The following is a 23,827-nucleotide window of genomic DNA, read 5'->3' as shown; positions in this document are numbered from 1 at the left end:
GCCTCGTTCGACCCGATGAATCGGCATAGAGAAAGGAAGGAGAAATGAACGATATGAATAAGTCGGCGAAAAGGGACGCCCCCTCAGACGGCGAGTCGTACATGGCGCTCATGGATATGTTCGTGGAAAACGGCGGAAACCCAGAGCTGATAGAAGGGCTCACGCCTGCGGCCCAGCCCGCGAAAAACCGCTTGCCGCATGTCTCGACGGAATCCGATGCTCTGGCATTCGCGCGCGCTTTCAGGACGGTGTACGTGTTCGGCAATCCGGAGTGCGAGCGATTTGTCTCGCGTTACCGCCAGGCAGCGGAGTGCCTGATTGGCGGAGTTGTCGTCACGTTGACCGATTACTTCCCCGAGTCCGACTGGATATTCGAGGGCTTGCACGTCCTCGTGGGCATGGAGGAGGTTTGGAGGCGCACATCCTCTCTCGGCCTTTTGATTCGACAGATTTCGACGGGCGTGAAATGCGTGCCGAGGGAACACGTGAAGCAGAACGACGCGGACCGCACCCTCGATGAGAAGACGGCGGAGCGCCTGCTGGGATTCAAGCCCCTCCCCTGGATGGCGTACATGTACAGCGACCTTCGCCGGAAGAGTGACGGAGTGGAGCCCGCGCAGCATGAGCGCCTCGGTGGCCTGCGGGGATTCGCGGCGGAAGAGGACGCGGCGGTCGCGCTGTACGGGCGCTTCCTCGCGGAGGGCAGGGAGGAGCGCTTCGCAGCTGTCGAGGAGCTCGATGCAGCGCTCTCATTTGCCATCACCCCTCAGCGCCGTCGCGCGTATGACGTGCCTTATTCGCTGCTCGACGCGCTCGTCGCGAGCGGCTGCCGCGCCGAGCTCAACGGCGACTCGGCCGGTGAGTTGCATTTCGTGGAAAGTCAGCGCGAGGTTAAGCGCTGCATGGATTCCCTGCGCGGCGGGCCCCATTGATAGATGCGGCGGGCGGGGGCGGTCGAAGTTGCTCAGGCGATTCCGCCCTTCGCCTGCCATGTCGCGCATTCCGGTTGCGGCATCTGAGATTCGCCTTCTAAGTATGTGCATAAAGACAGGAGGAAAAATGAGTTCGATAGGATTGCATGGGTTCCGACACGAGAACGCTCCCTACGATGTGCGGCGTTGGGCGACGGAAGATGAGATGGCGGTATTCAGTTCGGGCGACCCGACGGGCGACCTCATCCTGGCGGAGGGTGCGGGAATCGACTTCGCGGGTTCGCAAGACTTCGCGAATCGCCGTAACCGCAACGTCATGTTTTTGGCGAGCTCCGGTGCGGGAAAGACCTATGGTGGCGTGGAGCCCAACCTTATCAATCATCAGCCGGGGAGCTACGTGGTCACGGATACCAAGGGGGAGCTCTATCGTGCGACTGCCGAGGGCTTCGAGCGAGATGGATATGAGGTCACGCGGCTGGACACCATCGACTTGGGGCGTTCGGCGTGCTTCAACCCCTTCGCGTTCGTGCGCTCGGAGGACGACATTCCCGTGGTTGTGAAGATGGTGCTCGATGCGATCAGCACACATCGGGAGAAGACGTCAGATACTTTCTGGCCCAAGTCCGTCGAGATGTGTGCGGGTTCGCTCTTGGGAGTTCTTTACAATCTCGAAGTCATCAATGGTTGTCTTTCGAGATGCGCTCGGGCTCTCGGAATCGTCGAACCTCGATATATGACCATGCGCAATCTTCGCAGGCTGCTGGCGCTTGTTCGCGTGCCTTCTGATGGCGGGCCCATCGACCTCTCTCCGCTGGACCACATGGTCGAGCAGCTGTCAGTCGGCGAGATGGACGACCCCTTCTGCCCGGGGCGAAAGCTTGTGTTCGAACCCATGGGGGACTCCTTCGGCGTGCGTCAGTACCATGCGTTCAAAAGCGGCGCGGAAAGGACCGTCAAGTCGATAATCATCTCCCTGCAGGCTGACCTTGCACGCGTCTGCACACCCGAGATCGAGCGCGTTCTCGACCATGACGAGATGCACTTGGACGAGATCGACGAGCGGAGGCGCGTCATCTACCTGGTCATGAACGACAACGACGCCGCCAACAACTTCCTGGGCAACCTCGCCTTCAAGCAGCTCATACACGAGGCGATGAAGAAGGCGGACGCCAACCCCGGCGGCAAGCTCAAACGCCCCGTTCAGCTCATCGCCGACGAGTTCTGCAACTTGGGGCGTCTGGACTCCTTCGAGCGCGCCATCTCGGTCATGCGCTCGCGCGACATGGGCGTGATCATGTGTGTGCAGAGCCTGGGGCAGCTCGACCATGTATATGGGCCCCAGGTGCGCGATATCATCATGGAGAACTGCGATGCCATCGTGATCATGGGAACGGGCTCCTCTCTCGGGACGGCGCGCTTCACCAGCGAACTCTGCGGCACGACGTCCATCGCCTCGCAACGTGCGGGCGAGGAGGGGACGGTGGTGAGCGTGGAGGCGCCGGTGATCACGCCCACCGAGGTGAGCCGTCTGCCGCGTGAGCAGTGCATCGTCAAGATCTCGGGCGCCAAGCCGTTCCTCACGCGCAAGTACGACGTTGCGCGGCATCCCAACGCCAGCCGCTTCCTCAAGCTAGGTGCATAGGAGTATCAAATGCCCATCATCAACCCTGCAAACATCACCAACCTCGATAACGGCCGTTGCGATCACCTCGACGTCTTGAGCGAGCTGTACAACAGCCGCGTGCTCATGCTGAACGAGCAGGTCACGCCCGCCGTGTGCTCGCAGCTCATCGCCAACATGCTCGTGCTGGAGCGCAAGGACCCCGAGGCTCCCATCACGCTGCTGGTGAGCAGCCCCGGCGGCGACGTGTACGCGGGCCTGGGCCTCATCGACGTGATGCGGGACCTGTCGTGTCCCGTCGACACGGTGGGTTACGGCCTGGTTGCCAGTATGGCCAGCGTCATCTTGGCCTGCGGCCGCCATCGCAGCGCATATCCGCATACGAACATCCTGCTGCACCAGCTCATGACCGGTGCCGGCATGTCCCAGCAGACCGATATCAGCATTGTGGCGAACCATGCCGCATCGCTGCGCGCCAAGTTGGACGAGATGCTGGCTGAACGCATGAGTCTGAGCGCCGATGAGGTGCATGAGCTGACCGAGCGCGATTGCTGGTGCGATGTCGGCCGTGCCCTCGAGCTCGGGGTGATCGACGAGGTCATCGGAGGGTAAGTGGAGTTGGGACCTCGGGTGCGGTGCACCCGAGGTTCTTCCGATTTTATCCCTGCGGGAGATTACTCTGATGGGTGTCAAGCCGAATCCGGAGAGCCTGGAAGCTGCATGAGGTGAGGACGGGAGGCTCGTCATGATTTACATCACGGGCGATTTGCACGGCACGGCCGAATATGGTCGCAACCGCCTCTTGGCGCGCTGTTGGCCGGAGGGCCGCGGTCTCACGCGCGATGACATCGTGATCGTCGCAGGGGACTTCGGGTACGTGTGGTGCTTCTCGGAGGAGGAGTGCGACGAGATCGCCCGGCTCGATCTCGCCTAGTCGAATAAGCTCGGCGTGTTGTCTTCTTTCATGAGGGCGTGGGCGGAGGGCAGGATCTGCGAGGTGAGCTTTTCTGTGGAGACTCCTGTGCCCCTCGTTCAGGCCTTTCATGGATGCCTCCTTGAGACGCAATCTGTGGACGGTTGCCCTTGGGAGGTTATGCACCCCATGGCTGAGGGGATAGGAAGTCTGGCGGTTGTGGGGGTATCCGCGCCACCTTTTCAGGATTGTCCCGTTGATGCAGGAGGGGGGATGGATTCTTTCGTTTCGCTGCACATCTCGCGATAGGCTCTTTGCTCAGCTTGTGGCAGGAGGTTACAATGCTCCTAAAAGTGAAATCAAATCTATGTTTTAGGAGTAGTACTTGAAAAGCATTACGCTGAAGAACCGCGCCCGATACCTTGAGGAAGCGATGCTGTTTCGCGACACCGACCTCATCAAGGTGATCACAGGCGCGCGTAGATGCGGTAAGTCGAGTCTCCTCGACCTTATCAGGATGACCATTGAGTCCGAAGAAGTCGTTGGCCGCGGTTTTGTGAACGTCAACCTAGAAAGCAAGAGTACGGGCATCAAGACGGAGGACCAACTGTACAACCACGTTCGCGGTCGCTTGTCGGATAGGGGTCGAACCTATGTCTTCATAGACGAGCCTCAGAGAATCGAGGGCTGGCAGGATGCGGTCAATGCGATGAGGGTTGACTTTGACTGCGACATTTACCTCACGGGCTCGAACGCATATCTTCTCTCGAGCGAGCTCTCTACCTACTTGTCCGGACGCTACGTAGAGGTAAAGATGTTGCCCCTGTCATTCTCCGAATTCACCGACTTCTGCGGTGTCGAATTCGCATCGGGAAAGTCTGTTGGGATCGCTCTCGGCGGGGAGCCCATCCTCTTTGATGAGATGCTGACTCGCTACCTCGAGTACGGGGGCATGCCCGCTATTGCATCCCTGACGACGACCCAGGCGCAACACTCGGCATACATGTCCGGCGTCTATGAGGCAATAGCCGTGCGTGACATCATAAACCGCGAGCGCGGTGAGGGTAAAAGTGTGGTGACCGATTCCTCTTTGTTGCTTCATGTTGCCGAATTCCTGGCAGACAACATCGGAAACGAGTGCTCTTCGAACGGTATCGCCGGCGCGTTGACCTCTGCGGGGTCGAAGACCACTAACAAGACCGTCTCATCATATGTGACGGCACTCGAGGAGGCATTCCTGTTCTACCGTGCCGCGCGTTACGACCTGCACGGCAAGGCGCTCCTCAAGACGAACCCCAAAGAGTACATCGTCGACACCGGTTTCAGGACCTGGATGGCAGGATACAGAGTCACGGATATTGGCCGCCTGTTCGAGAATGCCGTATATTTCCAACTGCTCTACGAAGGATGGAGTGTGCATGTGGGCAAGCTCTACGGCAAGGAGGTCGACTTCGTCGCAACGAAGGATGGGCGCGTGCTCTACGTGCAGGCGACGGACGAGATGTTCGCGAGTGAGACCAGGGAACGCGAGACTGCTCCTCTGAAGTCGATACGGGACAACCATGAGAAGATCGTGGTCGTGAGGCAGGGCTCCTATGATACTGACATTGACGGCATTCGCATTGTGAGTGCGAGGGATTTTTTCCTTTAGAGGGAGGAAAGCGGCTAAAACGGCATGGTCGCAGCGCCCGCGGGAATGCGCAGGCGTTGCGACTGAACCCGCCCCTAGTCAAACAAACTCGGCATGTCGTCTTCCTTCATGAGGGCGCCAGCGCATGGCAGGCTCTGGGCGGTGAACTTCTCCGCGGAGACGCCTGCGCCCAGCACCTCCTCGGCCGTGCTCACGGTGGTGATGACGCGGCCCTTCTTGGCGGTGAACGCCTGGACGCCCTGGGTGTTGGTGGTCGTTTTGGTCTTGAGTAACGACGTGTTGAAGCTCATCAGGCGGTAGTCGCTCGAGACCAGCGCGATGTCGCGGTCCTCCTTGAGCACCTGCGCGTACAGCAGCTTGGACCCGCCGTAGATGGCGTTCTTGAGGCGCTTGCGATTGGTCTTGGTGACGTACCCGGCAAGCGCGACGCGCACCGCGCGGCCGTTCTCGAAGATGAACAGCACATCGGCCTTGTAATCCTCGGGGTCGATGGCCCAGATCACGCTCTCGTCGGGTTCCATCTCAAGATCGGTCGGCAGATACGATCCCAGCTGCGCGGATTTGGTGTCCTCGAACGCCGCGACTTTGCACTTGTACACCTGGCTCTTGTTGGTGAACACTAGCAGCTCGTGCGTGTTGGCAGACGGGAACTCGATGAACGGCTCATCGCCGTCCTTGTACTTGAGCGCCGCCGCCTTCTTGAGCACGCGGTCCGTCATCTTTTTGAGGTAGCCCTCGCGCGAGAGCATGATGGTGACCGGGTACTCCTCGATCTCGGGCTCTAGGCTCACCTCGATGACGTCGGACGGCTCGATCCTGCCCGTGCGGCGCGGCATGACGTACTTCTTGTTGACCGCGGCCAGCTCGTCGCGGATGACCTTCTTGATGTTATCCTCGCTCGAGAGGATCTCCTCCAGCTCGGCGATCTCGGCCTCGAGCTTGGCGATGTCCTTGGTGCGGTTGAGGATGTACTCCTCGTTGATGTTGCGCAGCTTGAGCTCGGCCACGAACTCCGCCTGGGTTTCGTCGATGTCGAAACCCTTCATAAGGTTGGGAACGACCTCGGCCTCGAGCTTGGTGCCGCGGATGATGGCGATGGCCTTGTCGATGTCGAGCAAGATCGCCTCGAGGCCGTGCAGCAGGTGCAGGCGCTCAGACTTCTTGCCAAGGTCGAAGTTTACGCGGCGGCGCGTGGACTGGACGCGCCACGCGACCCACTCATGCAGGATCTGGCGCACGCCCATGACGCGGGGGTAGCCGTCCACCAGCACGTTGAAGTTGCACGAGAACGAATCCTGCAGCGTGGTGGTGCGATAGAGCTTGGCCATGAGCTTCTCGGGGTCCACGCCGCGCTTGAGGTCGATGGCGATGCGCAGGCCGGAGAGGTCGGTCTCGTCGCGGATGTCGGCGATCTCGCGCACCTTGCCCTCTTTGGAGAGCTTGACGATGCGGTCGATGATCACGTCGGTCTTGGTGGTGTAGGGGATCTCGTAGACCTCGATGATGCGCTCTTCGGGGACCCACCGCCAGCGCGAGCGGATCTGGAAGCTGCCCAGGCCCGTCTCGATGATGCGCTCCATCTCCTCGCGGCGGTAGATGATCTCGCCGCCGGTGGAGAAGTCGGGCATGGGCATGTACTCGAGCAGGTCGCAGCTGGGGTCCTCGAGATAGTGCATGGTGGCCGTGCAGACCTCGTTGAGGTTGAAGCCGCAGATGTCGGACGCCATGGCCACACCGATGCCCTTGTTGGCCGACACCAGGATGTTGGGGAACGTGGTGGGCAGCAGGCGCGGCTCCTTCATGGCGCCGTCGTAGCTGTCCACGAAGTCGACCGGGTCCTTGTCGATGTCCTTGAAGATCTCGGCGCAGATGGGGGAGAGCTTGGCCTCGGTGTAACGCGAGGCGGCGTAGGTCAGGTCGCCCGAGTAGTACTTGCCAAAGTTGCCCTTCGACTCCACGAACGGCGCGAGCAGCGCCTCGTTGCCCGTGGCGAGGCGCACCATCGTCTCGTAGATGGCGGCGTCGCCGTGCGGGTTGAGCTTCATGGTCTGGCCCACGATGTTGGCGCTCTTCTGGCGCTCGCCCTTGAGCAGGCCCATCTTGTACATGGTGTAGAGCAGCTTGCGGTGCGAGGGCTTGAAGCCGTCGATCTCGGGGAACGCGCGCGAGACGTTGGTGCTCATGGCGTAGGGCATGTAGTTGGTCTCGAGCGTTTTCGTGATGGGCTGCGCCGTGACCTCCGAATGCAGGCCGATGACGTTATCGGCGTTGACCTGCTTCTTCTTATTTTGGGTGCTGGTTTTCTTCTTTGCCACGATTTCCTCTTGATGCTTCTTGGGGGCTGTTGTGCTGCGGTTCGCTCGGGGACGCCAGATGGCGTGCGCCCGTCCTTACTGCAGGTCCAGCTGGTCGAGATACTCCTTGCCGTGCTCGGCGATATGGCGCTTACGGCCGGCCTCGTCGTTGCCCAGCAGCAGGTTGAACATGGACTCCATCTTGACCACGTCCTCGGGCTCCACCTTGATCAAGCGGCGCGTCTCGGGGTTCATGGTGGTGAGCCACATCATATCCGGGTCGTTCTCACCAAGACCCTTGGAGCGGTTGATGGAGCATTTCTGGTCGCCAATCTCGGTCAAGATGTCGTTCTTCTCGAGTTCGGTGTAGGCGAAGTAGGTCTTCTCCTTGCAGTTGATCTCGTAGAGCGGGGATTCGGCGATGTAGACGTAGCCCTCGTCGATGAGCGTGGGCACCAGGCGGTAGAGCATCGTCAGGATGAGCGTGCGGATGTGGTAGCCGTCCACGTCGGCGTCCGTACAGATGATGACCTTGCTCCAGTTGAGGTTGTCCAGGTCGAACGCGCCGAGGTTCTTGATGCGCTTGTCCTTGATCTCCACGCCGCAGCCCAGCACGCGCATGAGGTCCATGATGACGTCGGACTTGAAGATGCGCGGGTAATCCTCCTTCAGGCAGTTGAGGATCTTGCCGCGGACGGGCATGACGCCTTGGAACTCGGCATCGCGCGAGGTGCGGATGGCGCCCGCCGCCGAGTCGCCCTCCACGATGTAGACCTCGCGGCGGGTCTTGTCCTTGGAGCGGCAGTCGATGAATTTCTGCACGCGGTTGGCCATATCGGTCTTCTGCTGCAGGTTGGTCTTGATGCTCTGGCGGGTCTTCTCGGCGTTTTCGCGGGAGCGCTTGTTGATGAGCACCTGCTCCATGATCTTGTTGGCGGCGTCTTTGTTCTCGATCAGGTAGGTCGCCAGACGCTCCTTGAAGAACGCCGTCATGGCCTGCTGGATAAAGCGGTTGTTGATGGCCTTCTTGGTTTGGTTCTCGTAGGAGGTCTGGGTGGAGAAGCAGTTGGTCACCAGCACCAGGCAGTCCTGGACATCTTGCCACTTGATGGAGCTCTCGTTTTTGTTGTACTTGCCTTGGCTCTTGATGTAGGCGTCGATCGCGCTGGTGAGGGCGCTGCGGGCCGCCTTCTCGGGCGAGCCGCCGTTCTCGAGCCAGGAGGAGTTGTGGTAATACTCTTGCATCTGGAAGGTGCGGGAGAAGCACAGGCAGGCCGTGATCTTGACGTTGTAGTCGGGCAGGTCCTCGCGGTCGCGGCCGCGGCGCTCGGTCTCGATGAAGAAGGGCTCGGTGAGGTAGTCGGCCCCCACCTTCTCGAGCACGTAGTCCTCGATACCCTTGGGGTAGCAGAAGTCCTCTTCGGTGAACTCGCCGTCGTCGCCCTCGATGCGCAGGCGGAAGGTCACGTTGGCGTTGACCACGGCCTGGCGGCGCATGGTCTCGCGGTACCACTCGTGGGGGATGCTGATCGAGGTGAAGACCTCCAGGTCCGGGCGCCACTTGATGGTAGTGCCGGTGCGGTTCTCGTCGGTGGGCTCGATCTCGAGCGCCTTTTTCTTGGCGCCCACGACCTTGCCCTTCTTGAAGTGAAGGGAGTACTTGTTGCCGTCGCGCCAGACCGTGACGTCCATGTACTCGGAGGCGTACTGGGTCGCGCAGGAGCCCAGGCCGTTGGTGCCCAGCGAGAAGTCGTAGTCGCCGCCCTCGTTGTTGTTGTATTTGCCGCCGGCGTAGAGCTCGCAGAAGACGAGTTCCCAGTTAAAACGCTTTTCGGACGGATTCCAGTCGAGCGGGCAGCCGCGGCCGTTGTCCTCGACCTGGATGGAGCCGTCGCGGAAGGCGGTGAGGGTGATCAGGTTGCCATAGCCCTGGCGCGCCTCGTCAACGGAGTTGGACAGGATCTCGAAGGCCGCGTGCGCGCAGCCGTCGAGCCCGTCCGAGCCGAAGATGACGGCGGGGCGCAGACGTACGCGCTCCTCGTCCTTGAGCTGACGGATGCTGTCGTTGCCATAGTTAGCGGTGTTCTTTGCCATGCTCGCTCTCTCGGTGGTTCCTCTTTGGGCTTCTGTAGTCATGTAGATGAATACCGTAACATAGCCAGGCCCGCATGCGGTGCCGTCCAATCGAAATCCATCGAACATGTGTTTGTATATTCAATGGGCGAGAGAGTTGTGTAGGCTATAATTCAAGTCGTCATGCTGTGCAACGCCGCTTTGTTTCCCTTGGAAATGCGGAATGATAGCGCGTGGGTATAATCTGGGAAATAACGGAGGCGGGGGTGCGCGATGTTCTACAACTATGCGGAGCTCGAGGACGGGACGCAGTTGGCGTTTTCCAACGTTCTCGACGGAGGTGAGGTGCAGGTTTCTATCGAGCGACCCGTTGAGCTTGGGTTTGACTCCGCTATGTGCACGCTTCCTGCATTTGAGTGGTCGGAAATCGAGGGCTTCGACGAGGCTGACATCGCGCGTCTCGACTCCTTTGTCCACAACAACGCGCAGCTGATTCTGCGACTTGCTCGGGAGGCATCGAGGGAATAAGCCTAGGCTCTTCCTCTTCCAAGGTTTCGCTATCTTTTTTTGGACGGGTGAGGACGGTGAGCTCGTGCACGTTCATGTGGCGAAGGGCCGTCCCACCGTAGGGGCAACCAAGATTTGGCTGACGCGCAATGGCGGCTGCGTGCTCGCGAGCAACGGCAGCAAGCTTTGCAAGAAAGACCTCGCGAATGTGATGGACTTTGTCCTGGCGAACCACGCCGAGATTTGCGATCGTTGGAAAGCCTACTTCCACGGGGACATCAGCTTTTATAAGTAAGCGGCCGGATATCTCCATCCTCCGTTATCGGTGCTTTTCGCGCTTTGTAGCGCCTCGGCACCGCCGATATGCGGTCGAACGCGCGGCGCCGATCTTCTCGATTAGACCTTCCTGCTGCAGTTTTAAGAGGATGCGCTCCAGCGTGCGCTGGCTCATCCCCGGGTTGGCGTCCAGGATCTCCCGTTTCGTGACCGATCCGATCAGTCGGTCGAAGAACGCGCGAACGGCCTCTTCGTTGCCTGAAGGCGCGCCTGCAAGCGAGAACCTGTTGGCGAGCTCTCGGTAGCAGGCGTCGATGATGCCGAGCATGTAGGTGACGAAGGGGGCGTAGTCGCCCTTTCCTTCCCGCCAGCCTTGGGAGCTTGCAGCAAGGGCTTCGTAGTAGGTCTCTTTTGTGCGCTCGATCTCCTTCTCGATCGAGACGTACTTTCCCACGTCGTAGCCGGATCGATACATGAGCAGCAGCGTGAGCAACCTGCTCATGCGTCCGTTGCCGTCGTTGAACGGATGGATGCTCACAAAATCGAATGCGAACACAAGGGACACGAGCAGGGGGTCGTACGTCCCGGCATCCATTTGATTGCGGTATTCCTCGCAGATGGCCTCGACGGCGGCGGGTGTCATGGCGGCTAGCGTGGGAACAAAGCGCGCGACGAGCTCGCCTTGCGCGGTGCGCTCCGCGATCACATTGTCCGAGTCCTTCCAGGCGCCAGCATGGGAATCCCCTGAATAGCGGTACAGGTCGCGATGGAGCTGCAAAATCACGCCGGGGGTGATCGGGATGTCATCATGACTCTCGTGAATGAGGTCCAGAACATAGCGATAGCCGGCGATCTCGCGCTCGTCACGGTTTCTTGGCTCGGCTTTTTCGAGCATGAGTTCGCGCAGGCGCTTGTCTGAGGTCGAGATGTTCTCGATCCTGTTCGATGCGCTCGTGTTCTGGACTTTGGCCACTTCCACCAAGGCGGCGAAGTGATCGGGGTAGATGCTTGAGAGCAGGGACGTTTTGCCCTTGCATTCGCGGATGTTCCCAAGAGCGGAGACGACCTCGGGGGTCATGAGGCTGCCGAGCGCTCGGTTGTAGTCGAATTGAGCCATAGTATCCTCGCCATCTCCGTAGTATCTTCGCCAAATAGAGTCGATTTGGCGAAGATATCCGGGTATTGGCGAGGATTTGGTCAGTCCAGCTTGGCGGTCTTTTCGATTTTGCCGCCAACACAGGCTATTGCTTTGTGTCCGGGCGATTATGACGGTTGAACTTGGACGGTTGATATCCCTCCAGTTCCAATGCCGCCCCATGCCGCCGCGATATAATGCTTCAAACGCATTTGTATTGCATTTCGAGCGATGGGAGCGCAGATGCCTGACAGCTACAAGGAGCTCATCAAGAGCAATCCCGACGAGACCGAGATCAGAAGCTTCCTAGTGGACGGCGACCAGGTCTCCGTGACCCTGCGCATTCCCGATACCCTGCGCGACGCTGCGAAGGAGGAGGCAGCCCTGAGGGGCATGAGTTTCTCCGCCTTCGTGCGCACGTGCATGATCGAAGAGCTCGCGAAGAAGGGGGCGTGAGCGTGATTCGGGTCAAGACTCTCACCATCCAGCTCATAGACGCGCAACCGGACCGCATTCGCATCTGCCGTATCGACGGCGAGTCGCTTGTGACCGTCGTCGTTCCAAGGGAGGACCTTACCGAGGCGAAGTCGCTGCCGAACATCCCGCAGCGCGGCATCTACTACCTGCTCGACGAGGACCACGGCAACGTGAGCCGCATCTACGCCGGACAGACGACCCAAGGCATCGCCCGGCTCGACGCACACAAGGCAAAGAAGGGGTTCTGGAACAAGGCCATCATGTTCCTCGATGACGACCAGAACATCAGCAGGGACGCGCTGGACGTCCTCGAAGCGAGGGCCATCGACTACGTGCGCACCCACGGCTCGTACGAGACCGACAACTCGGCGACTCCCAAGCCCTACGTTGACCCGTACAAGGAAGAGGCCGTCGAGCGCCTGCACGAGAGGATCCTCTTCAGGATGGCGGCTCTGGGGTACGACCTCGACAGGGTCGACCAAGGTCCCGCGGGTGCGCCGGCAATCTTCCACACGAAGAAGAATGGCATACGCGGGGCGGGGCGCTACGACAAGGCCACCGGGCACTTCACCGTGCTCGCCGGCTCGAAAGTTAATCTCTCGACGCCCGTGCTGAAAAACGCGGGCGTCGCGGCCGCGCGCAGGGAAATCTTCGACGATTCGGGCGGCATCGCAGAGCTCGCCGAGGACCTCGAGTTCCCGACGCCCAGCGCCGCGGCAGTGTTCGTGCTCGGCGGCAGCCAGAACGGCTGGACCGAATGGGTAAGCGACGACGGAGAAACGCTCAACCAAGTCTATAGAAGTGAGGAAAACTAGATGAACAAGCAGCAGCTGGCCTCCAAGATATGGGAGTCCGCCAACAAGATGCGATCCAAGATCGAGGCTAACGAGTACAAGGACTACATTCTGGGATTCATCTTCTACAAGTTCCTGTCCGAGACCGAGGTTGCCCGCCTGAAGGCGCGCGACTTCGCCGAGGAGGACCTGCCCAGCCTGGTGGAAGACGACGAGGAGACGGTCGAATTCGTCAAGGGCGAGTGCGGCTACTTCATCGCCTACGACAACCTCTTCTCCACCTGGGTGGCAAAGGGCGGCGACTTCGAGATTTCGAACGTTCGCGACGCGCTTTCCGCCTTCAGTCGCAATATCGATCCTGCACGCAAGCGCGTCTTCGACGGCATCTTCGACACGCTGCAGACTGGCCTCTCCAAGTTGGGTACCGATGCGCGCAGCCAGTCCAAGGCCGCTCGCGACCTCATCTACCTCATCAAGGACATCCCGATGGACGGCCGCCAGGACTATGATGTGCTCGGCTTCATCTACGAGTACCTCATCAGCAACTTCGCCGCCAACGCCGGCAAGAAGGCCGGCGAGTTCTACACGCCGCATGAGGTGTCCATGCTTATGAGCGAGATAGTCTCGTGGCACCTGGCCGGACGCGAGAACATTACCATCTACGACCCCACGAGCGGCTCGGGATCGCTGCTCATCAACATCGGCAAGGCTGTGGCACGCCGCAATGGCGACCCGGACTCCATCAAGTACTACGCTCAGGAGCTCAAGGAAAACACCTACAATCTCACGCGCATGAACCTGGTGATGCGCGGCATCCTTCCCGACAACATCGTGGCCAGAAACGGCGACACGCTCGAGGACGACTGGCCGTGGTTCGACACGGTGGAGAACAAGGACGAGACCTACGACCCGCTGTTCGTTGATGCCGTGGTGTCGAACCCACCCTATTCTCAGAACTGGGATCCGGAAGACAAGGAGCTCGACCCGCGCTTCAAGTTCGGCGTGGCGCCCAAGTCCAAGGCAGACTACGCCTTTTTGCTGCACGACCTATACCACCTGCGCCCCGACGGCATCATGTGCATCGTCTTGCCGCACGGCGTGCTGTTCCGCGGCGGCGAGGAAGGCGCTATTCGCAAGAACCTGGTGGAGAATCGTCATATCCAGGCCATCATCGGGCTCCCTGCCAACATCTTCTTCGGTACGGGCATCCCGACCATCGTCATGGTTCTTCGCAAGCAGCGCGAGAGCAGCGACGTGCTGGTCGTGGATGCGTCGAAGCACTTTGTGAAGGAAGGCAAGAACAACAAGCTGCGCGCGAGCGATATACGCCGCATCGTGGACGCGGTCACGGCTGGGGCGACCGTCGATAAGTTCAGCCGTCTGGTGACCATCGACGAGATACGCGCCAACGATTACAACCTCAACATTCCACGCTATGTTGATTCGTCCGAAGCTGCTGAGAGCTGGGACGTGTACGCCACCATGTTCGGCGGCGTGCCGAAGGTCGAGGTCGACGCGCTCGAACGCTACTGGAAGGTATGGCCGAGCCTGAAGGGCCAGTTGTACGGTGAGGGCGGCGGGTCGTGCCTTGCTTCCGTGACGGCTGACGTCGCGGCAACAGTAAAGGCTAACGCCGACGTCGTCTCATTTCTGGGCGGCTATCGGGACACACTGTCGCACCTGCCTGCTGAGCTGCGGAAAAGACTGGTGGACGGCTCGTTGCAAGTCGACGCCGTGGCTGAGGAGGACCATATCGCGGAGCTGCTCCGCGACGCCCTCTCCGATGTCGCGCTCGTCGACGGGTACGATGCCTACCAGGCTCTCGACGATGCGTGGACGGGCATCTCCGGCGACCTCGAGGTTATCCAGACCGAGGGCAGCGAGGCCGTACGCGAAGTCGATCCGAATATGGTGATAAAAAAGAAAGACGGAAAGGAAACTGAAGTTCAGGACGGCTGGATTGGTCATATACTCCCGTTCGAGCTAGTGCAAAGCCACATGCTCACAGCCGATGTTGCCAAAATAAACTCGATGCAGGAGAGGCTGTCCGCCATATCCTCGTCTTGCTCTGAATTAATCGATTCCCTCGACGTCGAGCAGCTCGACTCTCCAGCGATTAACGACTCGAATGATGCATTCGTCCTCAAAGAGATCAATGCCCATCTTAACAGCGAAATGAAGTATATCTCCTCTCCAGAGATTCGTGTCCTGGAAGAATATCTGAAGCTTCTTGATCGAAAAGCGAAGAAACAAGAAAAGCTAGGCTTCATTGAAAAACACTCTGAGGTTTCCTGGCAGGAAATGGAGTCAAACAAAGACGGAACATACGGCAAAGCAAAGGTTGCATCCTATATAGGAAAGTTAAAGCTGGCAGTAGGCTTTCCTGCTGATAGCTTTGAATACGTCCTTGCGCAAGCGAAGGAGCTCCTCGACGAGGAGAAGTCGCTCAAGAAAGCGAGTAAGGAAGCGAAGCTTGCCCTTGAGGAGAAGACCAAGGAGGTTGTCGAGAGCCTGACCGACGCCCAGTGCGACGAATTGCTTGCTGCGAAGTGGATTGAGCCACTGCAAACTGATTTGCTCGAGCTGCCCAATGCTGTCGTAAGCGATTTCATCGCAAAGGTCGTCGCACTGAACGCAAAGTACGCGACAACATATTCGGACGTATGCAACCAGATTGCTGAGGCGGAAAACGAGTTGGCGGCGATGCTGGGCCAGCTCACGGGCAACGAGCACGATATGGCGGGCATTGCTGAGCTGCGGAAACTGTTGGGAGGTGAATAGCATGGCGAAAAAGACCAATGTGCCCGAAATCCGCTTCGCCGGTTTTACTGACCCTTGGGAACAGCGTAAGTTGGGAGAGGTTGCTCATCGGGTGATCCGGAAAAACGAGGGCAACCAGTCCGACCTTCCCCTCACCATCTCGGCTCAGCATGGGCTTGTAGACCAGCGCGACTACTTCAACAATCAAGTAGCTAGCCGTGATATGAGCGGGTATTACTTGCTGGAGAACGGAGAGTTCGCCTACAACAAGAGCACTTCGGGCGACAGTCCATGGGGAGCGATTAAACGCCTGACCAAGTACGAAAAGGGCTGCTTATCCACGCTGTACATCTGCTTTGGGCTCGATCAAGGAGACCCTGATTTCCTGGTAACCTATTACGAGACGAATCGTTGGCATGGTGCGGTTCAGATGATTGCTGCTGAAGGCGCGCGAAATCACGGGCTGCTTAATATTGCGCCAGACGATTTCTTTGAAACCGCGCTCACTTTGCCATGCTTAACGGAAGAACAAAAGCAAATAGGATGCTTCTTCACGCAATTGGTTTCCCTCATCACCCTTCATCAGCGTAAGTACGACAAGCTGTGCGCTGTGAAGAAATCGATGCTCGACAAGATGTTTCCGAAACCCGGCGAGACCAAGCCCGAAATCCGGTTCGATGGTTTTACTGACCCTTGGGAACAGCGTAAGTTGGGCAGCGTTGCGGCTTCGTTTGATTACGGTTTGAACGCAGCCGCAACTGAATATGACGGTCAAAACAAATATCTTCGCATCACCGACATTGATGACACAACACATGAGTTCTTGAAAAGCGATCTCACAACTCCGTTGGCTGACCTTGCAATGAGTGCAGATTATTTACTGGAAGAAGGTGATTTGCTTTTCGCTCGTACGGGCGCAAGTGTTGGAAAAACCTATCTGTACAGGCAATACGATGGAACGGTCTACTTTGCTGGATTCCTGATTCGCGCACGAATCGGAGAAAGTGCTGACCCCGAATTCGTCTATCAGGCAACCCTGACCGATGCCTACAAGAAGTATGTTGCCATAACCTCGCAGCGATCCGGCCAGCCTGGCGTCAATGCGCAGGAATACGCAGATTATCAATTGATGCTTCCTTCTAGAACGGAACAGCAGCAAATTGGGATGACGTTGCGATCTCTCGACAACTTCATCACCCTTCATCAGCGTAAGTTGAATCTACTGAGGAATACGAAGAAATCGCTTTTGGATAAGATGTTCGTTTAGTTATTTTCAACACAGATATCACTCTGGGATCCCGAAACCGTCGATTCGCATTAGTCGAATCGACGGTTTTTACTATTTGTGACCGAGTCGTAAGACACTACTGCCTTCTTACCGCTGTCACTGATGAAGGGTGATGAGATGGTCAAGTTGCTTGAACATGGACCCTATTGCAGTCTGCTCATCCTTTGAAGGAAAGGCAAATTCTCCGGCAGCCAGACCCTTTCCAGATATCTCTAGGAAGGTTGATCCAGAAGCTTTTTGTTCAGCGAACTTCTTGATTCGATCGGTCATGGAGTAGACGAAATACACATCGGTATCATCGTTCACGACTAAAGACTGGAAGCCTTGGTTTGTACATGCTGACCTGCGAAGGATCGCTGTATTGCCAATGCCCGCACGACTTGTAAAGAGAATTGCTTTACCAGCTGGAAGCAATGTTGCCGAGCAGCTATCGTAACCAGCCTGGGTTATCCTTCGAACACTTCTGTCGGCGTACACCTGCTCGCCCAATTCGGCGGGCGAATACCAGTCTATATCGCCATCCCAGTACGCACTGTTATTGGTGCTCGGCGTGCCGCCGCCCACAATAGTGGTAACATCTCCCAACTTACGCTGTTCCCAAGAAAGATAACCGCACAAGCTACGGCATTGGCACTTACGCTGATGAAGGGTGATGAGGGAATCGAGATCAAGAACGATCGAAGATATGCACCTCTGTTCGCTTTCCGACGGGTAAGAGATTTCGACTTCGGCGATATCGTTGCCATGGACATGTACGACTGATTTTCCTTGTGCTCGCTTTGCTAAATCGTCATGAGCTTTGCTGTACGTTATAGCAAGTGCGGTGTAGTCTGGGTCGAGATTGCATACCGGAGTGATGACATTCAAATCACCTCCCAAAATGATACCTGACCTGCGCACGGATGATGCGACGGCAATATCTTCTGCCGTTTCCCCGGATGCGGGAACGATCACTTCGTTACCCTTTGAAAGAAGTGATCCATCTTGCTCAACGGTAAAAGTGTCCACGTCCTCTATGCGTGATTCATATTGGGTATACAGGCGTCCATACAGAATCAGTGGGGTGCCGACGTCCCTAATGTTGGCTTTGCTGTAGCCATGCCCCTTAGAAAACGCACAAAGCTCTCCCAACTTACGCTGTTCCCAAGCGATTATCCAGATTGAACGACTCCATCTTGGGAACAGCGTAAGTTGGGAGAGCTGTTTGTCGAAAGCGATGAGCGCTCCTCAACCGAAGAAATCCTGTCGGTTAGCGTAGCCAACGGTATCTATCCGGCATCCGAATCCGAAAGAGACACCAATCCTGGTGCAAGCATCGCCAATTATAAGATTGTTCGCGTTGGGGACATCGTGTACAACAGCATGCGCATGTGGCAGGGCGCGGTCGGTTCAAGCAGGTACAACGGTATCGTAAGCCCAGCTTATGTGGTTGCAAAGCCTGTAGTCGAGCTTGATTCGACTTGCTTTGGCTACCTGTTGAAGAGGCCTGAATTGCTTTACAAATACCTCTGCAACTCTCAGGGCAATTCCAAAGATACACAAACTCTGAGATACGAACGCTTCGCTGAAATTACGGCTGAAGTACCATCGACCATCGAAGAACAGCGAGCAATATCTGATTGTCTAGAGGGTCTCGACCATCTCATCACCCTTCATCAGCGTGAGCCACGATTTGCTGATACAGGTTAAATAAGAGTCGAAAGAGCCCTCATGACGATATCAATGTCCTTGTTCTCAAGCTCTTGAATGACGTGCAGATAGGTTTCCTGGGTGGTGGTCATGCTTGCGTGTCCAAGCCTTCGGGATACGCTGGCGATGGAGACGCCGGCGAACAGCAGAAGCGACGCGTGTGTATGCCTTAGCCCGTGGACAGATATGACGGGCGCCCCAACGTTTTTGCAATGGCGCGCCAAGACGCCGTTGGCCGTCGAGTTATAGACCTTTCCCTTCACAAATATGGGTTCAGTTGGCGGAAGGTCTTTAAGCAGCCCGGAAAGTTGCATGATGAGTTGCCAGTCGAGTTGAACTTTCCGCACCGATGAAGCGTTTTTCGTGGGGACGAATCCGCCGCCGTTCTTGTAATCCCAAGTCTTGTTCACCGAGAGCGTTTGATGGGCGAAGTCGAAGTCTTCGGGGGTAAGCCCAAGGGCCTCGGAGAAGCGCAGGCCCGTTTTAGCGACTATGAGAATAAGCCAATCCCAACTCGGCCCGCCTGATAAGTTAAGGTCGCCCAGCATGGCATGAAGCTCAAACTGGTTGAGATACTTGATCTTTTTCGCACGCGGTTGTTTTCCTTTGATGATGGCCTTGCGCGTGGGGTCGCGGGGGATGAGTCCTTCGTCAACTGCGTCAAGAATCGCTCCCTTAAGCTGATGGTGGAAGTCCATGGTTGTCTGGCGCTCGTGGTGTTCTGCGTAAGCGTTGATGAGCTGCTGGTACGAGGTTCGGTCGAGATCTTTTATCTTGAGGTCTGGAATTAGCTTGGCGAGCCAGGACTGCGTGAGCCGGTACTTTCCCATCGTGACCTCACGGATGGCCCCTTCTTTGTAGACGCTGATCCATTGCGAGTAGTAATCGCAGAAAAGCGATTCTTCATTGATGTTGATTGGCATTTTTACCCTCTTTCATCATGTGAGGTGGCTCACGCTGATGAAGGGTGATGAGGTCGTCAATCCCACTCAACGTCGCGCCTATGGTAGATTGCTCCGACAAGCTAGGAAATCTCACTTGCGTATCTTGCAGCACGGCCTTTGAAACGGAAATCACCTTAATCCCCTGCATTAAGGGAAGGAGCTGTCTATGGTATGCATCGGAATTAAGGTAGTGCCCCAAGTATCCCGTCCCAAAGGGGAACCGAGGCCGCGCCGGTATCGTATGCAACCCGGAGATAGTTGGCTCTTTGGGTAGTTTCCGCAGTTCAACACACTTGCCAGCCGCTTCGTCCTCTGCCGTGTCAGCGAAAATGACATCGCCTTCGCGAAGTATCGACCCAGCAAATTTGGGAAGCACGGTATCGTCGGTAATGAACGGCAAGTCGCTTCGTTCACCATCGAGGCAATCACCGAACTTGATAAGAATATCTCCGTAATGAACATTACGAGCAATGCCATTCTCGTCATTCAAGTCGGCGCGTGAAAGAGTGTTGTTCTTTAAGAACTCGAAGCAATCTCCCAACTTACGCTGTTCCCAAGACGAAGCGAGGGGGCGCATGGTCACATACGCCCCCTCGGATAGACAAACTCTCGATTTCGCCTGTTGAAAATCACTGTTCATTCGTCGATGTCGAAGCCGCCTTCCAGGATGAACTTCTTTAACAGCGCCGCCGTACGGGTGTTCACCTTGAACAAGGGAAGCGTTTTGCCTTCCTTCTGCTCAAAGAAGGTCTTGGCGCGCGCCTTGTCCACCGAGTCCTTCAAATCGTCGAAGCGCCCGAACTCGTTAATGTTTGACTCCGTTAAGTCGAGTGCGGCCATGGTGGTAAGAAGCCCGCCGTCTATGCCGAGCGCCTCGACGACTCGCTCAACCTGAGCGTTTTTCGCCTTGCGGGCATAGGACGTAATGTAATCCCTCAGCGTCTTGCCATCTTCCAGGGCGGCGTCTCCTCGCTCGACGTCGTGAAGGAACAGCTCGGCGAAGCGCTGGTCATCTTGGCTCAGGGACGCGAACGATCGGTGGAGCTCCTCGCGCGCGGCGGCGAGCCCCTCGTCGTCCTGCTCAAGGCATTTCAGCCACTTCTCAAAGTTCGCGTTCATGTAGTCGCTGTCTATGAGCCCCGTGTCGATCTCGGTTATATGACCGTCGAGCTCGTAGGGCGCTTCGGGTGTGTCGCCAGGGCCGCCCCCTCCTGCGAACAGTTCCTTGTAACGCTGCACGAGGATGAGGTAGGTTTGTTCGTCGATGACCGGCTGCACGAAGAAGGACTTGCTGCTCGGCTCGCCTTCTTCCGGCTCCTCCTCAAACTCATAAGTGTCCTGCTCCCATGTGAAGCCCTGCACCTTCGCGGCCTCGAGGAACTCATTGAGCTCAACGAACTCCTTGGCGAACTTGCGCCTGGCCTCTTGCGATGCGGGAAGTTTCGAGAGATCACCAACGCCCGCGGCCTCGAACACCATGAGTATCTCCTGCAGTCGTGCGTCCATCATCGCGATATTGTCCGGGAGCTTCTGTACGAACATGTCGAGCGGACGGTCGCCTGAGTACAGCTTCACCGCAGCCTCGATGTAGCCCTTCATAGTGTGGGGGAGGCGGTAGTAGCGAATAGTACCGAAGGGCTTGTCAGGGCCGAACAGGCGGTTGGTGCGACTGAAGGCTTGGATGATGCTCTCGTAGTCGATGACCTTGTCGAGGTAGAGGGTGTTGAGCCACTTGGAGTCGAAACCTGTGAGCATTTGGTCCACCACGATGAGCAGGTCGATGCAGCCCTCTCGGTTGGCGTCGACGTTGCCGTAGGGTTTCTTATGGGAAAGGCGCGCCGAGATGTCCTTTTTCATGGCGGGCCAGGTGGGAATGGTGAACTCCTGGTCATATGCTTTGTTGTAGTCCTCGATAAGCTCGACCAGGGCGTCCTCCTTCACGGTGGAGCCGGCATCGTTGTCGATGCTTGGGTCGAAGAGCGCCGTCACCTTCATCTGCGGTGCCTCCCTCTTGAAGGCGCGGTAGTAGTCGATGGCCTCGGGGATGGAGCTCGTCGCCAGAATTGCGTGGAACTTGCCACCGTGGGAAAGCACAGGGAAGCGCCGCAGCACGTCCTCGACGACCTTGCCGTGGTGTGGCGTATCGGGCCAGTACTGGGCGCGGGTCAGGAAGTCCTCGATGCCTTTGATGTGGTTACCGGCGCCGTCAACCATGGGACCCATGGGGACCTTCGCCTGGTCCATGTAGTGATAGAAGACCTTGCTCTTGCGCTCGTCGGAGATGGCCTCGCCGACGCTCGAGGCCTTAGCCTGCTCGAGGGCCACGGCCTCGCGTACGTCGCGATCGTCGAAGGTCGTCACCATGTACGGGTCGAAGCCCAGCACATTGCCGTCACGGATGCCATCGGCGATGCTGTAGCGGTGCAGGCACTCGCCGAACACCATGGCGGTGGTGGAACCCTTCTTCTGGTTCTCGTCGAGGATCGGCGTACCCGTGAAGCCGAAGAACAGCGCGTTCGGGAAAGCCCGGCGTATGTCCTGGAGCATGTCGCCGAAGGTTGAGCGGTGGCACTCGTCTATGATGAACACGATCCGCTTGGCGGCCAGGCGGTCGAGCTCCGTCTGGGTTATCCTGCCCTCGCCGGCCTTCACGTTGCTCATCTTCTGGATAGAGGTCACGATGAGGCGGTTCTTGGGGTCGTCGCTCGCGAGCTTCGACTTCAGCACCTGCGTGTTCTCGGTTCCCTGCACGTCGTCGGCGTCGTCGGCGAAGGCGCGGTACTCGGAAAGCGACTGCGTGCCCAGTTCGATGCGGTCCATGAGAAAGACCACCTTGTCGGCGTCGTGCGAGTCGGCTATGAGCTGGGCAGATTTGAAACTCGTCATGGTCTTGCCGGAGCCGGTGGTGTGCCATATGTAGCCGCCGGGACGCCCCGGGGCGCTGCTCTTGGGCCTCTCGTCCCACTTGCACCTGCGCACCTTGTCGGATATGGCGGCAGCCGCGTAGTACTGGTAGCTGCGCATGACCTTAAGGCAACCGTCCGAACTGTCGGCCACGGTGTAGAAGCCGATGAGCTGGTGTGCCATGGGGATGGAGAGCAGGGTGGAGGTGAAGCGCTTCCATTCGTCTGCTCCGGGTTTATCGCCCGCGCAGACGGGCTCGTTGTTGAAGTCCTCCCAGTGGAAGAAGAAGTTCGGGTTGAACGCGCCCATGCCGGGGTTGGCGAAATAGCGCGCCTCGTCGGGGGTCATCCCCACGAAGATCTGCGTCAGGCGGAAGAGCCCCGTGAACACGCCCTCGTGGGCATACTTCTCGATCTGGCCGGTGGCCTGGCTGACGGGGATGCCGCTGCGCTTGAGCTCGATATGGATGACCGGCATGCCATTGATGAGCAGGCACAGGTCCCCACGACGGTCGTTCAGGATCTTGCTCTTCGCAGGATAGACCGGCTGCTGGGCTATCTGGTAGCGGCTCTGCCCGGCTGCGATCTCCTGACGATCGTAGATTTTCAGGCTCACCTCCTTGCCCAGGTGAAGCACATCGTCGGGGTTGTCGCGCGTGACGACGACGGTCTTTCCGTTGATGAACCCGTTGAGCGCGAGCGGGGTCTTGAGCATTTCGATTTGTTCGATGACCTGCGCCATCTCGCCCTGGGTGAGCGGGCAGCCGTTCAGGCGGTCTATGCCGGCGTTGTTCTGGAACAGAATCTTCGCCCAGTTGTCTATGAGGACCTGCTCGGTGGGATAGCGAAGCACTCCCTCCGCGTCGTCCCAGCCGTGTTGCTTCAGCACAGTGATGACCGCTTCTTCGAAAGTGGCCTCTTTATCGAAAACCATGGGAGAAACCTATCTACGAAATTGCGAAAGGTATGCACTTGGCTATTGACAATCATTATAAGACATGGGGGACTGCGGACGAATTCTTGTACCTATACCGTCTCGCACCGGGTTACACGGCGCAGGATTGTCTAGGAAAAAGGTCGCAGTTCCATCTCGTCCGATGAACTATGTTTCGGCCAAGCTGTTGACCTGCTTGTCCTCTCGGCGCTGAACAGGCGCGCCTTATCGATATCTGCTTGCCGTATGTGCCCAGTCTCTTCTTCCGCGCGGGCGTACACGCTCTTGCTCAGCGTGTACGCCCTGGTGCTTCCTTGACCCCTGGCTTCACGGGGCCCACCTCGATAAGATTGCCGAGGGCCGAGCAGGCCACCGTGTCAGAGAGGGGGACCTGTTCAAAAAGCTCGGGGCAGACGGTCTTCGCTTGCCTTTTAGGGAATTTAGGACAATGAGGGAGCGCGGCGACGGGGGCCTGTCAGCGCGTGCGGCATCCTCGGAGATCATTCTCATGAAGAGAGGGCCGGGCGCGGTTCGGGCAATGAACACTTGAACGGTGGTTGAACTGCTGCCTGTCAGGACATGTCTCAATAAATCAGAACATGTCCTGATTCTGTCCGGATTAAGGGGAGGGTCGAT

At 57.8% G+C, this 23,827-nt stretch carries 19 protein-coding genes; 12 read left to right on the top strand and 7 right to left on the bottom strand.

Going from position 1 to position 23,827, the window contains the following annotated elements:
- Positions 1 to 44 precede the first annotated feature (44 nt).
- From LK434_RS05875 to LK434_RS05855, 5 genes are all read left to right on the top strand, one after another.
- Positions 45 to 932, top strand: a complete 888-nt coding sequence (locus LK434_RS05875; protein ID WP_006720129.1) for a hypothetical protein — start codon at positions 45 to 47, stop codon at positions 930 to 932.
- A 205-nt stretch (positions 933 to 1,137) separates the two neighbouring features.
- Positions 1,138 to 2,574, top strand: a complete 1,437-nt coding sequence (locus LK434_RS05870) for a VirD4-like conjugal transfer protein, CD1115 family (protein WP_040360514.1) — start codon at positions 1,138 to 1,140, stop codon at positions 2,572 to 2,574.
- Between the two features lie 9 nt (positions 2,575 to 2,583).
- Entirely contained in the window at positions 2,584 to 3,165 is a 582-nt protein-coding gene (locus LK434_RS05865) for an ATP-dependent Clp protease proteolytic subunit (protein WP_006720131.1), read from the top strand.
- A gap of 133 nt (positions 3,166 to 3,298) precedes the next feature.
- The gene (locus tag LK434_RS05860) at positions 3,299 to 3,487 is read left to right on the top strand and encodes a metallophosphoesterase (RefSeq protein WP_006720132.1); all 189 of its coding nucleotides are present in this window, start codon (positions 3,299 to 3,301) and stop codon (positions 3,485 to 3,487) included.
- A 364-nt stretch (positions 3,488 to 3,851) separates the two neighbouring features.
- Positions 3,852 to 5,117: an ATP-binding protein gene (locus LK434_RS05855; RefSeq protein ID WP_006720133.1), complete on the top strand. Its 1,266-nt coding sequence runs from the start codon at positions 3,852 to 3,854 to the stop codon at positions 5,115 to 5,117.
- Positions 5,118 to 5,191: 74 nt separating this feature from the next.
- Here LK434_RS05855 and LK434_RS05850 read toward each other — a convergent pair whose 3' ends face one another.
- Both LK434_RS05850 and LK434_RS05845 read right to left on the bottom strand, forming a co-directional pair.
- Entirely contained in the window at positions 5,192 to 7,432 is a 2,241-nt protein-coding gene (locus tag LK434_RS05850; RefSeq protein WP_006720134.1) for a DNA gyrase subunit A, read from the bottom strand.
- A gap of 75 nt (positions 7,433 to 7,507) precedes the next feature.
- Positions 7,508 to 9,505: a DNA gyrase/topoisomerase IV subunit B gene (locus LK434_RS05845; RefSeq protein ID WP_040360515.1), complete on the bottom strand. Its 1,998-nt coding sequence runs from the start codon at positions 9,503 to 9,505 to the stop codon at positions 7,508 to 7,510.
- Between the two features lie 252 nt (positions 9,506 to 9,757).
- Here LK434_RS05845 and LK434_RS05840 point away from each other — a divergent pair, with 252 nt between their 5' ends.
- Both LK434_RS05840 and LK434_RS05835 read left to right on the top strand, forming a co-directional pair.
- The gene (locus LK434_RS05840) at positions 9,758 to 10,012 is read left to right on the top strand and encodes a hypothetical protein (protein ID WP_006720136.1); all 255 of its coding nucleotides are present in this window, start codon (positions 9,758 to 9,760) and stop codon (positions 10,010 to 10,012) included.
- Positions 9,987 to 10,286 (top strand): DUF4160 domain-containing protein, encoded by a 300-nt coding sequence (locus tag LK434_RS05835; protein ID WP_006720137.1) that lies wholly within the window; start codon positions 9,987 to 9,989, stop codon positions 10,284 to 10,286. The genes LK434_RS05840 and LK434_RS05835 overlap by 26 nt, the downstream gene beginning before the upstream one ends.
- Before the next feature lie 24 nt (positions 10,287 to 10,310).
- Here LK434_RS05835 and LK434_RS05830 read toward each other — a convergent pair whose 3' ends face one another.
- Positions 10,311 to 11,384, bottom strand: a complete 1,074-nt coding sequence (locus LK434_RS05830) for a Fic family protein (RefSeq protein WP_006720138.1) — start codon at positions 11,382 to 11,384, stop codon at positions 10,311 to 10,313.
- A gap of 261 nt (positions 11,385 to 11,645) precedes the next feature.
- Here LK434_RS05830 and LK434_RS05825 point away from each other — a divergent pair, with 261 nt between their 5' ends.
- From LK434_RS05825 to LK434_RS05810, 4 genes are read left to right on the top strand one after another with little or no spacing between them, the layout of a single operon-like run.
- Positions 11,646 to 11,858: a YlcI/YnfO family protein gene (locus tag LK434_RS05825; RefSeq protein ID WP_227561562.1), complete on the top strand. Its 213-nt coding sequence runs from the start codon at positions 11,646 to 11,648 to the stop codon at positions 11,856 to 11,858.
- Positions 11,855 to 12,694 carry a GIY-YIG nuclease family protein gene (locus tag LK434_RS05820; RefSeq protein ID WP_006720140.1) on the top strand — a complete coding sequence of 280 codons (840 nt, stop codon included), beginning with the start codon at positions 11,855 to 11,857 and terminating at the stop codon, positions 12,692 to 12,694. The genes LK434_RS05825 and LK434_RS05820 overlap by 4 nt, the downstream gene beginning before the upstream one ends.
- A complete protein-coding gene (locus LK434_RS05815) occupies positions 12,695 to 15,454 on the top strand; it encodes a type I restriction-modification system subunit M (RefSeq protein WP_006720141.1) in 2,760 nt (919 codons plus the stop codon).
- A 1-nt stretch (position 15,455) separates the two neighbouring features.
- Positions 15,456 to 16,700, top strand: a complete 1,245-nt coding sequence (locus LK434_RS05810; RefSeq protein WP_006720142.1) for a restriction endonuclease subunit S — start codon at positions 15,456 to 15,458, stop codon at positions 16,698 to 16,700.
- Between the two features lie 117 nt (positions 16,701 to 16,817).
- Here LK434_RS05810 and LK434_RS05805 read toward each other — a convergent pair whose 3' ends face one another.
- Positions 16,818 to 17,873 carry a restriction endonuclease subunit S gene (locus tag LK434_RS05805; RefSeq protein WP_262360822.1) on the bottom strand — a complete coding sequence of 352 codons (1,056 nt, stop codon included), beginning with the start codon at positions 17,871 to 17,873 and terminating at the stop codon, positions 16,818 to 16,820.
- A gap of 39 nt (positions 17,874 to 17,912) precedes the next feature.
- Here LK434_RS05805 and LK434_RS05800 point away from each other — a divergent pair, with 39 nt between their 5' ends.
- On the top strand, positions 17,913 to 18,410 hold the full coding sequence (locus LK434_RS05800) for a restriction endonuclease subunit S (protein ID WP_083784180.1): 498 nt from the start codon (positions 17,913 to 17,915) through the stop codon (positions 18,408 to 18,410).
- Here the strand turns inward: LK434_RS05800 and LK434_RS05795 are convergent.
- From LK434_RS05795 to LK434_RS05785, 3 genes are read right to left on the bottom strand one after another with little or no spacing between them, the layout of a single operon-like run.
- Positions 18,407 to 19,333 carry a site-specific integrase gene (locus tag LK434_RS05795; RefSeq protein WP_006720145.1) on the bottom strand — a complete coding sequence of 309 codons (927 nt, stop codon included), beginning with the start codon at positions 19,331 to 19,333 and terminating at the stop codon, positions 18,407 to 18,409. The two genes, LK434_RS05800 and LK434_RS05795, sit on opposite strands and share 4 nt — an antisense overlap.
- Positions 19,314 to 19,931, bottom strand: a complete 618-nt coding sequence (locus tag LK434_RS05790; RefSeq protein WP_227917909.1) for a restriction endonuclease subunit S domain-containing protein — start codon at positions 19,929 to 19,931, stop codon at positions 19,314 to 19,316. Before LK434_RS05790 ends, LK434_RS05795 begins: the two co-directional genes overlap by 20 nt.
- Before the next feature lie 59 nt (positions 19,932 to 19,990).
- A complete protein-coding gene (locus tag LK434_RS05785) occupies positions 19,991 to 23,191 on the bottom strand; it encodes a type I restriction endonuclease subunit R, EcoR124 family (RefSeq protein ID WP_006720147.1) in 3,201 nt (1,066 codons plus the stop codon).
- Between the last annotated feature and the right edge of the window lie 636 nt (positions 23,192 to 23,827).

The sequence above is a fragment of the Collinsella stercoris DSM 13279 genome (assembly GCF_020735465.1).
In the GTDB taxonomy this organism is placed as follows: domain Bacteria; phylum Actinomycetota; class Coriobacteriia; order Coriobacteriales; family Coriobacteriaceae; genus Collinsella; species Collinsella stercoris.
This window is presented reverse-complemented; position numbering and strand designations above follow the sequence as displayed.

Coding starts and splice junctions, on each gene's coding strand:
- LK434_RS05840 (WP_006720136.1), top strand. CDS start 9,758: ATGTTCTACAACTATGCGGAGCTCGAGGACGGGACGCAGTTGGCGTTT.
- LK434_RS05845 (WP_040360515.1), bottom strand. CDS start 9,505: ATGGCAAAGAACACCGCTAACTATGGCAACGACAGCATCCGTCAGCTC.
- LK434_RS05830 (WP_006720138.1), bottom strand. CDS start 11,384: ATGGCTCAATTCGACTACAACCGAGCGCTCGGCAGCCTCATGACCCCC.
- LK434_RS05865 (WP_006720131.1), top strand. CDS start 2,584: ATGCCCATCATCAACCCTGCAAACATCACCAACCTCGATAACGGCCGT.
- LK434_RS05795 (WP_006720145.1), bottom strand. CDS start 19,333: ATGCCAATCAACATCAATGAAGAATCGCTTTTCTGCGATTACTACTCG.
- LK434_RS05860 (WP_006720132.1), top strand. CDS start 3,299: ATGATTTACATCACGGGCGATTTGCACGGCACGGCCGAATATGGTCGC.
- LK434_RS05815 (WP_006720141.1), top strand. CDS start 12,695: ATGAACAAGCAGCAGCTGGCCTCCAAGATATGGGAGTCCGCCAACAAG.
- LK434_RS05810 (WP_006720142.1), top strand. CDS start 15,456: ATGGCGAAAAAGACCAATGTGCCCGAAATCCGCTTCGCCGGTTTTACT.
- LK434_RS05785 (WP_006720147.1), bottom strand. CDS start 23,191: ATGGTTTTCGATAAAGAGGCCACTTTCGAAGAAGCGGTCATCACTGTG.
- LK434_RS05870 (WP_040360514.1), top strand. CDS start 1,138: ATGGCGGTATTCAGTTCGGGCGACCCGACGGGCGACCTCATCCTGGCG.
- LK434_RS05825 (WP_227561562.1), top strand. CDS start 11,646: ATGCCTGACAGCTACAAGGAGCTCATCAAGAGCAATCCCGACGAGACC.
- LK434_RS05875 (WP_006720129.1), top strand. CDS start 45: ATGAACGATATGAATAAGTCGGCGAAAAGGGACGCCCCCTCAGACGGC.
- LK434_RS05790 (WP_227917909.1), bottom strand. CDS start 19,931: ATGCGCCCCCTCGCTTCGTCTTGGGAACAGCGTAAGTTGGGAGATTGC.